Annotated in this window: 14 protein-coding genes, 1 tRNA gene and 1 pseudogene; 8 read left to right on the plus strand and 8 right to left on the minus strand. The window is 61.8% G+C overall.

Annotation, left to right across the window (positions count from 1 at the left end):
- The first annotated feature begins 67 nt into the window (after positions 1-67).
- On the plus strand, positions 68-1,342 hold the full coding sequence (locus QQ977_RS14270) for an FAD/NAD(P)-binding protein (RefSeq protein WP_285926442.1): 1,275 nt from the start codon (positions 68-70) through the stop codon (positions 1,340-1,342).
- Positions 1,343-1,405: 63 nt separating this feature from the next.
- Entirely contained in the window at positions 1,406-2,107 is a 702-nt protein-coding gene (locus tag QQ977_RS14275; RefSeq protein ID WP_285926443.1) for a phosphoglycerol geranylgeranyltransferase, read from the plus strand.
- 22 nt (positions 2,108-2,129) lie between these two features.
- Here the strand turns inward: QQ977_RS14275 and QQ977_RS14280 are convergent, their stop codons facing one another.
- Entirely contained in the window at positions 2,130-3,890 is a 1,761-nt protein-coding gene (locus QQ977_RS14280) for a helicase HerA domain-containing protein (RefSeq protein WP_285926444.1), read from the minus strand.
- 217 nt (positions 3,891-4,107) lie between these two features.
- Between QQ977_RS14280 and trkA the strand changes: the two genes are divergently transcribed.
- On the plus strand, positions 4,108-5,442 hold the full coding sequence (gene trkA, locus QQ977_RS14285) for a Trk system potassium transporter TrkA (protein WP_285926445.1): 1,335 nt from the start codon (positions 4,108-4,110) through the stop codon (positions 5,440-5,442).
- Positions 5,443-5,635: 193 nt separating this feature from the next.
- Here the strand turns inward: trkA and QQ977_RS14290 are convergent, their stop codons facing one another.
- The 3 genes from QQ977_RS14290 to QQ977_RS14300 all read right to left on the minus strand — a co-directional run bounded on the left by QQ977_RS14290 (position 5,636) and on the right by QQ977_RS14300 (position 8,436).
- A complete protein-coding gene (locus QQ977_RS14290; protein WP_285926446.1) occupies positions 5,636-6,988 on the minus strand; it encodes a RimK family alpha-L-glutamate ligase in 1,353 nt (450 codons plus the stop codon).
- 133 nt (positions 6,989-7,121) lie between these two features.
- Positions 7,122-7,877: a GNAT family N-acetyltransferase gene (locus QQ977_RS14295; RefSeq protein WP_285926447.1), complete on the minus strand. Its 756-nt coding sequence runs from the start codon at positions 7,875-7,877 to the stop codon at positions 7,122-7,124.
- A gap of 130 nt (positions 7,878-8,007) precedes the next feature.
- The gene (locus tag QQ977_RS14300; protein WP_430540852.1) at positions 8,008-8,436 is read right to left on the minus strand and encodes an SDR family oxidoreductase; all 429 of its coding nucleotides are present in this window, start codon (positions 8,434-8,436) and stop codon (positions 8,008-8,010) included.
- Here QQ977_RS14300 and QQ977_RS14305 point away from each other — a divergent pair.
- A pseudogene (locus QQ977_RS14305) lies at positions 8,377-9,107 on the plus strand (hypothetical protein). The gene QQ977_RS14300 and the pseudogene QQ977_RS14305 sit on opposite strands and share 60 nt — an antisense overlap.
- 797 nt (positions 9,108-9,904) lie before the next feature.
- Here QQ977_RS14305 and QQ977_RS14310 read toward each other — a convergent pair.
- Both QQ977_RS14310 and QQ977_RS14315 read right to left on the minus strand, forming a co-directional pair.
- A complete protein-coding gene (locus QQ977_RS14310) occupies positions 9,905-10,312 on the minus strand; it encodes a hypothetical protein (protein WP_285926449.1) in 408 nt (135 codons plus the stop codon).
- A gap of 65 nt (positions 10,313-10,377) precedes the next feature.
- Positions 10,378-10,710, minus strand: a complete 333-nt coding sequence (locus QQ977_RS14315; RefSeq protein ID WP_285926450.1) for a hypothetical protein — start codon at positions 10,708-10,710, stop codon at positions 10,378-10,380.
- Between the two features lie 294 nt (positions 10,711-11,004).
- Between QQ977_RS14315 and QQ977_RS14320 the strand changes: the two genes are divergently transcribed.
- Complete coding sequence (locus QQ977_RS14320) at positions 11,005-11,829, plus strand: IS5 family transposase (protein WP_285926176.1); 825 nt, start codon at positions 11,005-11,007, stop codon at positions 11,827-11,829.
- Positions 11,830-12,007: 178 nt separating this feature from the next.
- On the opposite strand, the gene QQ977_RS14325 is transcribed toward QQ977_RS14320, so the two are convergent.
- A tRNA-Arg gene (locus QQ977_RS14325) sits at positions 12,008-12,082 on the minus strand.
- A 181-nt stretch (positions 12,083-12,263) separates the two neighbouring features.
- Here QQ977_RS14325 and QQ977_RS14330 point away from each other — a divergent pair.
- The 3 genes from QQ977_RS14330 to msrA all read left to right on the plus strand — a co-directional run bounded on the left by QQ977_RS14330 (position 12,264) and on the right by msrA (position 14,114).
- On the plus strand, positions 12,264-12,446 hold the full coding sequence (locus QQ977_RS14330; protein ID WP_430540832.1) for a DUF7511 domain-containing protein: 183 nt from the start codon (positions 12,264-12,266) through the stop codon (positions 12,444-12,446).
- Between the two features lie 128 nt (positions 12,447-12,574).
- Positions 12,575-13,429, plus strand: coding sequence for a geranylgeranylglycerol-phosphate geranylgeranyltransferase (locus QQ977_RS14335; RefSeq protein ID WP_285926452.1), 855 nt, complete (start codon positions 12,575-12,577; stop codon positions 13,427-13,429).
- 145 nt (positions 13,430-13,574) lie between these two features.
- Positions 13,575-14,114: a peptide-methionine (S)-S-oxide reductase MsrA gene (gene msrA / locus QQ977_RS14340; RefSeq protein WP_285926453.1), complete on the plus strand. Its 540-nt coding sequence runs from the start codon at positions 13,575-13,577 to the stop codon at positions 14,112-14,114.
- Between the two features lie 8 nt (positions 14,115-14,122).
- On the opposite strand, the gene QQ977_RS14345 is transcribed toward msrA, so the two are convergent.
- Positions 14,123-14,530, minus strand: coding sequence for a hypothetical protein (locus tag QQ977_RS14345; RefSeq protein ID WP_285926454.1), 408 nt, complete (start codon positions 14,528-14,530; stop codon positions 14,123-14,125).
- Between the last annotated feature and the right edge of the window lie 30 nt (positions 14,531-14,560).

The raw sequence follows: 14,560 nt of genomic DNA on the forward strand, positions 1-14,560 counted from the left end.
TATAATAGAAGGCAATATTATTATACTGTGCGCCAGTACTGGTAACCGACCCGCGACCACGACACCCATGTCTTACGCTTCCCGCTCCGGGCCACTCGAGTGTGTGATCGTCGGCGGTGGCATCCACGGCACGTACCTGCTCCAGCGACTGCTCGAGGACGCCGGTCTCGATCGTGAGGCGGTTACGATCGTCGACCCACACGAGCGGCTGCTCGACTCGTTCCGCCGGAAGGCACGCGCCTGTGAGATGACCGAACTCCGCTCGACGTTCGTCCACCACGTCGGCACCGAGCCGTTCGGCCTCGAGGACTTCGCCGAGGCACGCGGCCGTACCGACGAGCTCCTGCCGACGCCCGGCTACCCGCGTCGGCCGTCGCTGTCGCTGTTTCTGGACTACGCGGACTACGTGATCGACGGCAACGACCTCGCCGCGTTGCACCGACAGGCGAGCGTCGAGACGATCCGCCCGACCGCGAGCGACCGTGACGACGGGCTCGTCCTCGAGACGAGCGACGGCCCGATCCGTACGCGTCACGCCGTGCTCGCGATCGGCCACGGCGGTCGGTATCGCCGACCCGACTGGGCCGAGGGCGTCGACGGCGTCACCCACGTCTGGGACGAGTTCGATCCCGACGCCCGCGTCGACGAGACAGTCGTCGTCGGCGGCGGGATCACCGCCTGTCAGCTCGCGACCTGCCTGGCAGAGCGAGAGGCCGTGACGGTGCTCTCCCGACATCCCGTCGAGCGTGCGGTCACCGAGGCGGACCCGCGCTGGATCAACTGGAACCACATCGAGTCCCACCTCCATCGCCACCCATCGGGCTCGCGAGCCCGTTACGAGACCGTCGGAGCGGCGCGCAACGACGCCACCGTTCCCCCATATCTCCACGACAGGCTCGAGGCGGCCGTCGACCGTGGCGACCTCGCGGTCCGTCGCGGGGACATCGGGTCTGCACGCACGGTCGACGGCACGGTCCGGCTGCTACTGGCCGACGGCGGCTGTCTCGTCGCCGACCGGGTCGTCCTCGCGACCGGCTTCGCCCCCGTCTTCGAACATCCCTTCGTCGAGCGGGTCGCCCGGAACCTCGACCTCGAGCGAGGCTATCGCGGAATGGCGGTCCTCGAGGACGAGACGCTCGCCTGGCGGCGGATCGACGGCGGCCGGTCACGACTGTTCGTCACCGGGGCGCTCGCGGCGGGGACGGTCGGCCCGCTCGCGGGCAACGTCGCCGGCGCGCGACGGAGTGCGGATCGGATCGCGGCGACGCTCGAGACGGAGGGGGACGGCCTCGAGGCGGTGTCTGCAGGCGAGGAGACGGCCGGACCGGAGCCATCCGCCTGACCCGTTTGCCCCACTCACCCCCGTTTCGCAGGGTTTTTGACGGTTACCGGGAAACGGAGCGGTATGACTGCGCCCTGGGACGACTGGGACCACGTTCTCAAACTCGATCCCGAGAAGGAGCTTCCCGACGGCGTCACCTACGGCGACATCTGTGCGACCGGGACCGACGCCATCGAGGTCGGCGGCACGACCGGCATGACCGAGGAGAACATGTCCGCAGTGATCGCGGCCTGTGCAGAACACGACGTACCGCTGTACCAGGAACCGTCGAACCCCTCCGTCGTCGTCGAGGACGACGCGCTCGAGGGGTATCTCATTCCAACGGTGTTCAACGCCGGCTCGCCGTTCTGGATCACCGGCGCTCACAAGGAGTGGGTCCGGATCGACGACGACGTCGACTGGGAACGGACGACGACCGAGGCCTACATCGTGATGAACCCCGAGGCCGACGTCGCGACGCTGACCGAGGCCGACTGCGAGCTGTCGGCCGACGACGTCGCGTCCTATGCGACGGTCGCCGAGCGCATGTTCGGCCAGGAGATTGTCTACATCGAGTACTCGGGCACCTACGGCGATCCCGAAATTGTCAGGGCCGCAAGCGAGGCGACCGAGGAGTCGGCGCTTTTCTACGGCGGCGGCGTTTCCAACTACGACTCGGCGTACGAGATGGGCCGTCACGCCGACGTCGTCGTCGTCGGCAACCTCGCCTACGACGAGGGCATCGAGGCGATTGCCGAGACGGTCGACGGCGCGAAAGACGCCTGAGTTCGTCTCGGACTCGACGTCGTTACGGATCCGTCGGATCGGTTGCGAGCGACGCCACGACGTCGTCGTCGAGCGCGTACATCCGCTCTGCGGTCCGATCGAGGATCGACTCCGTTCGCAGTTCCGACAGCAGGCTCTGGACGGCGACCGGCGACCGATCGACGCGTGTCGCGATCGCCTCCGTCCGTAACGGACCCTCGCGCGCGAGCGTCGAGACGACCCGCTGTGCCGTCTCCTCGGAGCATCGCGAGTTCGCACACGCCCGCTCGAGGTGGTTGCGGACCCCCGGCGTCTCGAGCACCTCCTCGAGTCGGGATGGCTCGTCACTGTCTGTGGCGTCGTCCTTTTCGGTGTCGTCGCTGACGGTCGTATAGCCGAACTCGATCGGATCGCCGTCGCCGTGGACGATCTCCTCGTCGCTTTCGTTTCTCACCGCCGCGTCGTCGGCGTCCGTTTCCGTGCTCACGCCCTCACCCTCGTCCTCGCCCTCGCCTTCGTCTTCGAGAGTGCGAAGCCGCGCCCGCAGCCGTTCGTTCTCGCGCTCGAGGGCGTCGATGCGCTGGCTTCGAGCCTCGAGTTCGTCTTCCCGGTCGGCCAGTTTGTCGGCGAGTTCCTCGCGTTCGCGCTCGAGGGCAGCCAGTTCGGCCTCGCGCGCGTCGAGTTCGGCCTCGAGTTCCTCGCAGGCGTCCTCGAGGGAGACGGCCTCCTCGTGAAGCCGACGCAGTTCGTCGCTCGAGTCCGGCAGCTGGGACTGGACCGTCTCGGGCTGGGCCAGCGCGTCGGCCATCCGTTCGGCGGCCGCCGAGACGTCCCGTGCAGCGGCGAGTTCGTCCTCGAGGTCGTCGATCCGTCGCTCGCGTTCGTCGAGTTCGGCCTCGAGCTCTTCGATTCGGCTCCGTTCGCGTTGCTGGCGCTCGCTGATCGATTGCAGGTCGTCGACGAGGGTGTCGGAGACGGACTTGAGGTCGGGCCGGTCGACGTCTTCTAGCCCCGGCGTCGCGCCGGCGTCGAAGGTCCGCTTGCGCCGGAACTGGATCTTGCGGACGCCGCCGTCGGTCCAGTCGGTCTGGAGAAAGGCCTCGCCGTCTCCGAGTTCGGAGACGCGCTCGGCGTACTCCGAGTCGATGATCCGGCCGACGACGTTCGTGTCGTTGTCCCAGGTCAGCCGGTGCCAGACGAGCCAGTTCGCCTGGGTGATGAAGTCTTTCTTGACGTCGGCCGGGCGCTGGCTGATTCCGACGATCCCCAGCCCGTGTTTGCGTCCGCGTTTGCCGATCTTGATCAGCATCCGACCGGTCTCGCCGACGCCGCCACCTTCCGGAATGTACTCGTGGACCTCCTCGACGACCAGGAGAAACGGCTTTTTGAGCTTTTTCTCCTTGACGAACAGCTGGCGGGCGGTCTCACGTAGGAGTTCGTTTGCGACCCCCTCCTCGAGGTAGCCCGAGACGTCGAGAATAACGGGGACGTTCTCCTCTAGGGCGATCGTCGCGATCCGGTCTGCGTGTTCGGGGCCGATCTGGATGTCACACTCCTCGTCGGCTCCCGCGTGTAACATCTCGTACTCCTCTTTGAGCCCGTAGTACTCGCCGTCGGTGTCGACGACGAGCAGGGGGTAGCCGGCTTCTAAGAGTTCTTCGGCGACGACGGAGGCGGTGTTCGACTTTCCGGACCCCGACTTTCCGGTCACGAAGCCACGACCCGTCAGCAACCGGATGACAGGCAGCGCCACCGGCTCGCCGTCGTCGTTCTCCCCGACGGTGATCTCTCGTCTGTCGCTCACGGATCGGTCACCCCACTGCACTCGAGCGTTCGTACGGCGATCGCGTTCACGGTATCGAATAGTTCAGGTACGCGGACTTGAATATTGGCCTAAGACCCGTCGACCGACCGATCACGGTGACCGATCGGCCACTCAACGAACCGACGGGTGTCGAACCGTAACACACTTCTCGACGGTCGCAAACATTCGAATCAACCATGTCCTGGACGGGGGGTCGATGCGCGTAGTCGTCGTCGGCGCCGGTGAGGTCGGCCGGTCGATCGCCGCGAACCTCGAGGGCTCTCACGACGTCGTCGTCGTCGATCGGGACGCCGAGACCGTCGAGGAACTCACCTACTCACTCGACGTGCTCGCGATCGAAGGCGACGGCACCGAACTCGAGACGCTGCGGGAAGCCCGTATCGAGGACGCCGAACTCGTAATCGCCTGTACCGACGACGACGAGACGAACGTCGTCATCTGTGGGGCAGCAAAGACCGGCAGCGAGGCGTTCACCATCGCCCGCGTTCGGCGACGAACGCTGCTCGAGACCTGGGAGGGGTCGCAGGGGGCATTCGGCGTCGATTTCATGGTCTGTACGGACCTGTTGACTGCCCAGGCAATCTTTCGGATCTCGGGGCTGCCGGCCGCCCAGGACGTCGACATGTTCGCCGGCGGCCTCGTGCGGATGGCGGAGTTCGAGATCGGCCCGGACAGCCCGATCGCCGACCAGACTGTCCGCGAGGCCGACAGATACGACTCGCTTACCTTCGCCGGCATCTTCCGTGGCGAGGAAATGATCGTCGCCCGTGGTGACACCACGATCAGTCCCGGCGACAGAATCGTCGTCATCGGAAGTCCAAGCTCCGTCAGCGGGTTCGCCACCGACGTCGCCGAACCGAAAGGCGAGGGAACGGACGAGGTCGTCATCATCGGAGCCAGCGAGATCGGCTACCAGGTCGCCCGCGAGTTCGAAGAGCACGGCTACCGACCTCGCATGATCGAACAGGACCCCGACCGTGCCCGCGAAGTCGCCGAGTCGCTTCGAAAAACGATGGTGATGGAAAACGACGCCACCGACGCCGGGTTCTTAGAGCGCGAACACGTCGGCGAGGCAGACCTCGTCGTCGCCGCCTTAGACGGCGACGAGAAGAACCTGCTCGTCTCGCTTCTGGCTCGCCGACTCGGCGTCGATCGCACCGTCGCCGTCATCGAGAACCTCGAGTACGCCGAGCTGTTCGAGACCGTCGGCATCGACGTCGCGATCAATCCCCGCGAGGAGACTGCCGAGGAGATCGTCCGCTTTACCCGCGCCGATCACACGGAGAAAGTCGCCATGCTTGAGCACGACCGCGCGGAGGTCCTCGAGATCGAGGTCACCGACAACAGCGTCCTCGCGGGCCGGGAGATCGCCGAGGCGACCGCCGACCTGCCCGAGCGTGTCGTCATCGGTGCCATCTCCCGCGGCGGCGACCTCGTGACGCCGCGGGGGACGACCGTCATCGAACCCGGCGATCACGTCGTCATCTTCGTCGACGCGGGCGTCCTCGAGGAAGTCATCGAGTCGATCTGAGGCAGCTGTGAGTCTTCGCGTCACCGCCAGCGTGTTCATCATCGCCATCTTCGATCACGACTCCGTAACGCATTTCGAAATCCTGGCAAAACTGCGTACGCCGTAAGTACGGTGGTAGACGGAACGATCGATGCGGCCGTCGGCGGAATTCTCGGAGTCAGGACCGCACGGGCATCGCTGTCGATCTCGAGTGTTACTCGAGGCGTTCTTCTTCTTCGGGGCTATCGGGGACGTCGCGGTCGACTCGCTTGCCGACGTCGACCCGGTAATGCTCTAAGATGTCCCGCCCGAGGATGACGGGATAGTCCATATGTTCCCGATCCTCGACGCTCGCGGTGACGGTGTGTTGGTTGCCCCCGACGCCGACGACGACGTCGACGACAGGGCGACTCTTCGTCGTCTTGGTGGTGCCGGATTTGACGCGCGTAATGGACTTGATCGGTCCCGCGCCGATGTCCGCGGCGAGGCGGGTGTCGATGCTCGTCCGGGAGGCACCGGTGTCTGCCTTCGCGACGACGCCTTCCGTACCACTGGTTCCCGACAGGACGACTTCTTCGGTGTACCCGATCGTCGCTGGCTCTCCGTCTTCGACCGGAAGGCCCGATGGCATCACAGACGGCGTCGAGTCGTCGAGCGTGCGGGCGAGTTCCGGGACGCGGTCGTCGTCGACCTCGCCACCAGCGTGCTCGATCGCGAGTTTCGCGATGTAGGGGGCCGGGCTGATGCCGGTCGCCTCGTACAGTCCCTTGAACCCGGCCGTGGGGTTGACCTCGAGAACGAACCAGCCGCTTTCGCCCTCGACGAGGTCCACGCCGGCGTAGTCTAAGCCGATCGCATCGGTCGATCGGCGGGCCATCTCTCGGACTTCCTCCGGAATGTCGTCGGTCGCGTCCTCGACGTTACCGCCGAGTGCGACGTTGGTCCGCCAGTCGTTGTCGGGAGCGTACCGATACATCGCGGCGACGACCTCACCACCGACGACGTAGACGCGAACGTCGCGATGGCGCTTTTCGTCGTGGTCGATCAGCTCCTGCAGGAAGGCGTACCGGTTGCCGACCTTCGCGTTGATCGGGTCCTGGGGACCGACCTTCCAGGTGCCGCCGCCGTGGGTACCGATCGCGGTCTTGTAGACTGCCTCCTCGCCGAACTCCTCGCGGGCCGCGTTGAGCCGGTCCGACGCGAGTGCGAGAAAGACGTCGGGGACGCGGACGTCGTGTGCTGCAAGCGTCGCGGCCGTCGAGAGCTTGTGCGTCGCCGAAAGCGTCGCCGACGGCTCGTTCAGCGTCGGGACGAGCTGTGAGAGGGTATTCGCCAGCCCGAGTTCCTCACAGGGCTGTTCGGTGTTCGAGAGCAACATCCGATTGGCGATCACGTCGACTGCCGGCTCGAGTTCGACGCTTCCTTTCTTGACCCGTATCGTGGTGTTTTCGGTCCGGAGCCACTCGGGGTGATGTCCCAGCTCCTCGATCGCGTTACAGATCGCCTTCGATTCCTTGCTCGTATGCAGACTCAAAACCCCGGCACGGACGGCGCGGTCGGTGGGCATACGCGAATAACTCCTGCCCACCGGAAAAGCGTTGTCAGTGTTTCTGATATCGTTCTACGATACCACGTCGCAATCGACCGTTCGCGACCGGCGTCGAACCCCGGCGTCGTCTCGAGCGGGCGTAACGTCGGGCTTACAGATACGACGCGTCCCACCGCGTCGCCTTCCGCCTGTTCCCGCAGTCGTTGCACTCGACTCGGCCCATCGCGTCCATCGCGGTGTCGAACGAATCGCAGTTGCCACAGAACCAGCCGTACCGTTCGGTGCCGTCCTCGTCCTCGTAGGCCGTATAAAACGGCGCGTGCGATCCGCGTGCGGGCTCGCCGTAGCTGACGTACAGCCGTTCGCCGTTGGCGTCGACCGTCTCGAGCGCACGCCACTCGCCGGTTCGCTCGAGGTCGCTCCCGACGTAGACGTTCTCCGTGTACCGCTCCTCGCCGACTTCGATCTCGCGCGTTCCGGCGCGTTCGAAGCCGTGTGTGGCGTAAAACTCGTTCCCAAGTTCGTTTTTTTCCAGGACGACGCCGTGTATCTCCGCGGCTCCCTCCTCGAGCAGCTCCTCGCGGGTCCGGGCCAAAAGGCGAACGCCGACCCCGTCGCCGCGACGATCCGGATCGACGTGCAACCAGAGGATCCGCCCGGTAGTGTGGCCGTCGCCGACGAGTTCGGTCTGTGAGAACGCGACGACGTCGCCGTCATCTTCGACGACGAGTACGAGCGCGTTCTCGTCGTCGATCTCGTCGGCGAGCGCGTCGTCGTCGTACCACTGGGCGACCGCCTCATCGATCGTCTCCGACGGCAGGAAATCGGTGTACGACGAGCGAAGCGAGTCGTGAGCGATCGCCCGAATTCGGTCGGCGTCCTCGAGGGTAGCCTCGCGGATTTCCATAACCGGTCGTACGATTCCCTCGTACAAATACTCACGGCAGACTGTCACACGCTCGTCGACACGACACTCACGACGCGTCTGGCTTCGCGTCCACGCTTGCGCTCACGCTCACGCTCGGGCGGGCGGCCCGTCACATCACGCGCTTGCTCCATCCGCCGTCGACGGGGAGTACCGCCCCCGTGATGTACGACGCCGCCGGCGAGGAGATAAATACGACCGCGTCACCGAACTCTTCGATCGTTCCCAGCTCGGAAACCGACAGCTCCTCGACGCGCAGCTCGCGGACCGCCGCCTCGCTTATCCCCTCGCGTTCGGCACGGGCAGTGATCTTCGATTCGATCCGATCGGAGAGCACTCCGCGAGGGGCGACGCAGTTGGACCTGACGCCGCGTTCACCTTCCTCGTTGGCAAGCAGTTTCGAGAGCCCGTAGATCCCCGGACGAAACACGTTCCCGATAGCGCCACGGGGCGTCGGTTCGGCGGCCGAGGCGGCGGCGAGGTGGGTGATCGTACCGCCACCGTCGCGAAGCGCCGGCAGTGCCGTCTTACACAGCGTCAGCGTACTGCGAAGGACGTCGTTGTATCCGTCTTCGAACCCCCGCGTGGACGTATCCGGACGTGTCTCGATGGCGGTGCACCTGACGCCGTCCGGGCGATCGATACCGCGCGTGAATACGGCTGGCTCCACGCCGAGTTCGGTGACGAGACGTTTTCGGAACTGAATGCACTCATCGCAAACGTCTTCTCCGGAGGATCGATCGCCGAACAGTACTACCAGCCGTCGTTCGCACTCACCCAACACGGCGAGCAAGCGCACGTAACCGACGCGCTCGAGCTGGTCGGGGTCGACTACTGGACCGTCGACGATCGTGACGGCCGTGCCGACGAGATTCGACCGACCGACGACAGCCCAGTCCTGGGGCGTACGCTGGCGGCACTCGGCACGCCCGTCGGTCCGAAAACCGGAAACGGCTGGCACTTCCTGACTACCTCGAGGGCGCACCGGACGAGACGCGAGAACGGTTCGTGCATGCGTATCTCGAGAACCGTGCGATCGAACGCGAGGGGAAAGATACACTGACGGTTCGCGAGGAACGCAACCGGGAGTACCTGACGTCGCTGGCCGACCTCATCGAGGACGTCGCCGGTGGTCCGGTCCGGCTCGGTGAGAGAGACATCATCATCTCTGCGGATGCAGCTCGAAGCCTCGAGGGTTTGGTGACCCAGTGAGAAGTTCGTCCTCGTCACGAGACACGCTGTCGATGTTCTGCTCGGACTTGGGCAGGACGGGTCGTGCTCGTCGGCAGCCACGATCGCGCTGGTGTCCGTCGGTGAACCCCGGACGGCTCTGGTGAATCGCTACACTACGTGGGATTGTAGTGTCTTGCAGTCTTCCTGAGATCGGCCAATCGGTTCGTCACCGGCGGATTCCTCGAGCTTACGGTCACGATCATTCCAGACGGACGCCTCGAGCGACATGATCTCCCACATTGACATCCTCCTCCGCGTAAACGCGGAGGAATCCCGAGCGGTGGGAGTTTCAGGTTCGCAACCATGACTCCGTCACTTTACGGGAATCCGTTTAACCCAGCCATCGTGCCGGTGGCTGACTGGCCATGCCAAATGGCCGTTACTCCTATCCTCGGCGTCGTCGGCGTTCGTGGTTGTTTTTGCCCGGCGAACGCCGAGCCAGCGTCAGAAGACTCGGAGGTATCATGGGCTTGCTGAAACAGGAGGCACGTGACCGCACTCTTCTGGAATGCGGCGTTCACCGCCTGTCTTTCGGATATTGTCTCGTTACGTGGGCGGACAGGCCGCCTCCGACGGTCGTTCGGAATCCGCTCCGTTCCGACCTGACCTTACCGATGTATAGGGATTCCTGTGAGTTGAACGTTAGGGTTGGAAACTCGGCTATGCTCTTGATGGTGGAACGTGGCACTGAGTGACGGCGCGTATCCACGGCCTGAAGGCCGTGGTATTGCGCCTGTTCAGCGTATAAATCGCCGCCGCCTAGTGATTCATCAGTTCTATCCGTTGATGTTTTCTTCCTCCCGAAGTAAAATATCGCGGACTATCTGATTGTGCGTTATTACTCCGTGAAACTCTTGATGCTTCCCGACTACTGGCAAATAATCAGTATCTTCATCTTGCATCATTTCAATAACATTTATAATTTTTATATTTTTGATAGGAACGGTAGTAGTAACAACACCAGGCGATTCTAATATATCCTCCTTGTCTAAGAATTCCCACATAGAGTATTTATCACTTTCTAAATCATCAACTCTATCAGTAATCTGATTTATCGTTCCGTTACGGAAGGCAGTACTGATTTCAAGCAAACCCGCAAATTCTTCACCTCTTGTGAATAAGATATATTGAATAGTTTCGTTTCTATCTTCTGTTAATGCCTTCAGGTATGTTTTTATTTGCATTGGTTTATGATCTTCATTAATGTCAATTGAAAGTATAGTTGTTTCCTGATCTTGTATTTGCTCACTTATTTTTTGATATTTCTCTCCATATCATCAAATCTCAAGATATCTTCTTCGGCTGCCATTTCTCCCTTTAGTATCAACTCTTCTGATTCACTACTTCCAAGAATATCAAAAAGCAATTTATATCCTTTAGGAGTTTGAATTTCCGTGAGCACAATAATCTCTGAAATTAGTAGGGTAATAAGTACTGGGACGAGACCAATAATCACTACTTCTGGACCAGGATCAAGTCCAGCGATTACAGTCAAGTAAACAAGAATGAGAAAAATAATTGAAAGTACAATTATTACACCAATCCTCTTCACAGTTTTTGATGAGTTCTCATTCTGTGTCATCTAATCGACTCCTCATAACATTACCATTTCAGACATCTGCTTAAAGCCCATCCCAGATGGGTGTGAAACAAATATGGTTGTTAATTTCATTCATCAAAACACGAGTGAGAAAACAGCCAAATAGACGGCTCTGATGAATCGCTAAACACGTCGGGTTATAGTGTCTCACTGTCTTTGCGAGCCCGTCAAATCGATTAGCCAACGCCAGATACCTCGAGATTGCTCTGTTGAAGAGCGATCTAATCAGCTGATATCACGGGTTAGAAGGATGAAGTCGAGGAAATCGAGGTTGGTATGGAAATCGATATCCTCGACTTCGTTGAGCAGTGTCGAGACCTAGCCAAACAAGCGTTGGGGAAGCACGCGGGCGAGCCCGCCAGCGGCGGGTTCGCCCGCTGGGTACATGTCGTTTTGCACTGTTTTCGGCTCGAAGAGGGCCATAGCTACCGTGAAACGCCGAACCGGCTGAAGTACATGTCTGAGGTTCGTGACGTACTTGGCCTCGATCAGGACGAGTTGCCGGATTACAGCACGATCTACAAGTCGTTCGATCGGCTGAAAATGTGGGTGTGGCGGGCGTTGCTGCGCGTTTCAGCGCAGCAACACCCGCAGTCTGGACACGTCGCTCTCGACAGTACGTTCTTCGACCGACACGCTGCATCATCGTATTACCGTCAGCGATCCGGGAATAGCGTGCAGACGCTGAAAGTGACCACATTAACCGATGTAGAGTCTCTTGCAGTTCTTGACGTTCATATCTCAGCCCGGTGGAAACACGATACGAAGACAGGGCCGCAGGTCGTCCGCCGGAACGCGGACGACCTGCTTTCCGTCGCTGCTGACAAAGCCTTCCACAACTGGCACACCAAATACGAGTTCTACGCCCTCGGTGTCGAACCACTGATCTTACAGCGTGGATCGAAACCACTCACGACAGGGAACAACACGCTTATCCGGACAAAAGGCTACGCTCAGCGCTGGATGGCCGAAACGTCGTACTCGACAACGAAGCGCTCGCTCGGCGATGCCGTGCGAGCGCTGGGCTGGTATCGACAGTTCCGTGAAATTGTCCTCATGTTCGCCATCATCAACATAGAAAAGCTCTGTGAGCCACTCTAACCATCGTTCAGCAGCTATTCAACAAAGCACTCGAGATTACAGTCACAATTGTTCCAGAGTAACGTCTCGAGCGGCGTGATATCTCATCGATAGTCGACGCTGTCTAGCGATTCACCAGAGCCATCACTTATAAGAGTTGTACTGCCGTCTGCCAAATGTTGCCCGTCATGCAGAATGATGGGCGCTGCAGGATTTGAACCCGCGGCAGCTTGGTCCGAAGCCAAGTACTCTGTCCAGACTGAGCTAAGCGCCCTCGAGTCATCGTATCCGTCGGTTCCGTATAAGTTCCTCGGTTTTGCGGCGGTGCGGGCGTCGATACCATTGCGCCGTCACGCGGTCTTTTCACAACTATCGGTAACGCTGATTCCAGGGCAGTGAAAATCAACGCAAGGGAACTTAGGGTGTGAACACCAACCTCAACGCGAGCCATGACCGTGAACGACACACCCGTCGGTCGGGCTGACGACGAGCCGACCTCCGCAGAACCGCTCGAGTTACTCGCTGACGACGACGAGTGGTATACCCTCGTCCCGGTCGAAGCGACTGGCGAGGAGCGACTGACCCAGTGGTTCTCGGTCGATAACGACGTGCTCTGTGACCTCGAGAAGTGGCGGTAGTGACTGTGTTCCTGTCTCTACGTGCTAGCCGGTGAGACTGGCCGGTCGGCGCTAGACTGAAACGCCACACATCCCCACGGAGCCGACGTATCGTACTGTTTATACCCCGGCAATCGTCACACCAGTGCATGGCGCTGGGGGATACCGTACGCGGATTACTCGAGTTGACGCGGCCGGTGAATTCGATCGCAGCCGGCGTGTTGACGTTCATCGGCGCCTACATCGCCGGCGGGGTCACGGGAGCGCCTCTCGAGACGACCGCAGCGGTCGGGGCGACGGTGCTCGCGACGAGTGCGGGAAACGCGATCAACGACTACTTCGATCGCGAGATCGACCGTATCAACCGGCCCGAGCGGGCGATTCCGCGGGGTGCAGTCAGTCCGCGTGGCGCGCTCGCATTCAGTCTCATCTGCTTTGTGCTTGCAGTCGTGCTTGCGCTTACGTTACCGCCGCTTGCGATCGCTATCGCGGCCGTGAACCTGCTCGCGTTGCTCGCGTACACGGAACTGTTCAAGGGGTTGCCGGGCGTGGGCAACGTCGTCGTCGCCTACCTCGGTGGTAGTACGTTCCTGTTCGGCGGTGCGGCGGTCGGCGACGTCGGGGCTGCAGGCGTGTTATTTCTGCTTGCTGCGCTGTCGACGGTCACGCGTGAGATCGTCAAAGACGTCGAAGACCTCGAGGGAGACCGCGAGGAGGGGCTCAACACCTTGCCGATTGCGATCGGTGAGCGGAAGGCGTTGCTGGTCGGGGCCACGGCGCTGGTCCTCGCGGTGCTTGCGAGTCCGGTGCCGTATCTCCGTGGCGACTTCGGCGTCGCGTACCTGATCGTCGTCGTTCCGGCCGTCGCGCTCATGTTGTATGCCACCTACGAGAGCTTCGAGGATCCGACGACAGCCCAGAATCGACTCAAGTACGGCATGTTTCTCGCGGCGCTTGCGTTCATCGTCGGCCGACTGGCAGCTGATACGACGCTGCTCGTGTAAGTGAACGTCGGATCGGATCGGGTTCGCCGATGCAGCGAATCGGTGCCGTACCCATCGAGGAGGACGATTTCCGAACTGCCGATAAAATCGAACGTCACGACCACAGCGAGTCAGGTACATACACGTCGCCGCGTAAGTGTAACGCATGACGGAGATCGCGACGTTCGGCGGCGGCTGTTTCTGGTGTATCGAAGCCCCGTTCACGGAACTCGACGGTGTGGAGTCGGTTACGTCGGGGTACGCGGGTGGTCACGTCGACGACCCAACCTACCGCGAGGTGTGTTCGGGCACGACCGGACACGCCGAAGTGGTCCAGGTGGAGTACGCGCCGGCGGAGATCGGATACGACGAGTTGCTCGAGGTGTTCTTCGCGGTTCACGATCCGACACAGCTGAACCGACAGGGGCCGGACGTCGGGACGCAGTATCGTTCGATCGTCCTCTATCACGACGACGAGCAACGGGAGCTGGCGCAGGCGTACATCGAGGCGCTCGAGGAAGACGGCGGGTACGACGACGAGATCGTGACCGAACTGCAGCCCCTCGAGGAGTTCTGGCGAGCGGAGGAGTACCACCAGAACTACTTCGAGAAGAATCCTCGCGATGCGTACTGTCGGATGCACGCACAGCCGAAGGTCGAAAAAGTGCGCGAGAGCTTCGCCGAGAAGGTGACGACGTCGACGTAGCGTCCGGGCTACCGGCTGACGTCTTCCTCGTCGGTGTCGTCGCCCGTTCCAGGAAGCGTACGCGGGCCAGCCGAGTCGTCCTCGCTCGAGTCCGAGTCCGAGTTCGAGCTTGAACGCGAACTCGAGGACGTCGGCAGCGTGTGGGGATCGGCCGGCTCGTCGCCGTGTTTCGCGTCGTCGCGTTCGAACAGGTACACCGCCGGCCCGGCGAGCGCGACCACGAGCAGCCCCGGTCGTGGCACGGTCGGGACGGCCAGTGCGGTGACGAGTGCGACCGCACAGGTCCCGCCGGCGAGCGTCGCCCAGAACGCCGGCCTGCCGAGACCGAGCCGCTGGGCGTCCCAGTAAACGAACGCGGTGAGGCCGACGATGACCGTGATGGCCACGAGGACGGCAAACAGTGCAAGCGGCGTCATTGTGCCCCGGTTCGGTCGCGGCGAGGAAAA

Source organism: Natrialbaceae archaeon AArc-T1-2 (assembly GCF_030273315.1).
In the GTDB taxonomy this organism is placed as follows: domain Archaea; phylum Halobacteriota; class Halobacteria; order Halobacteriales; family Natrialbaceae; genus Tc-Br11-E2g1.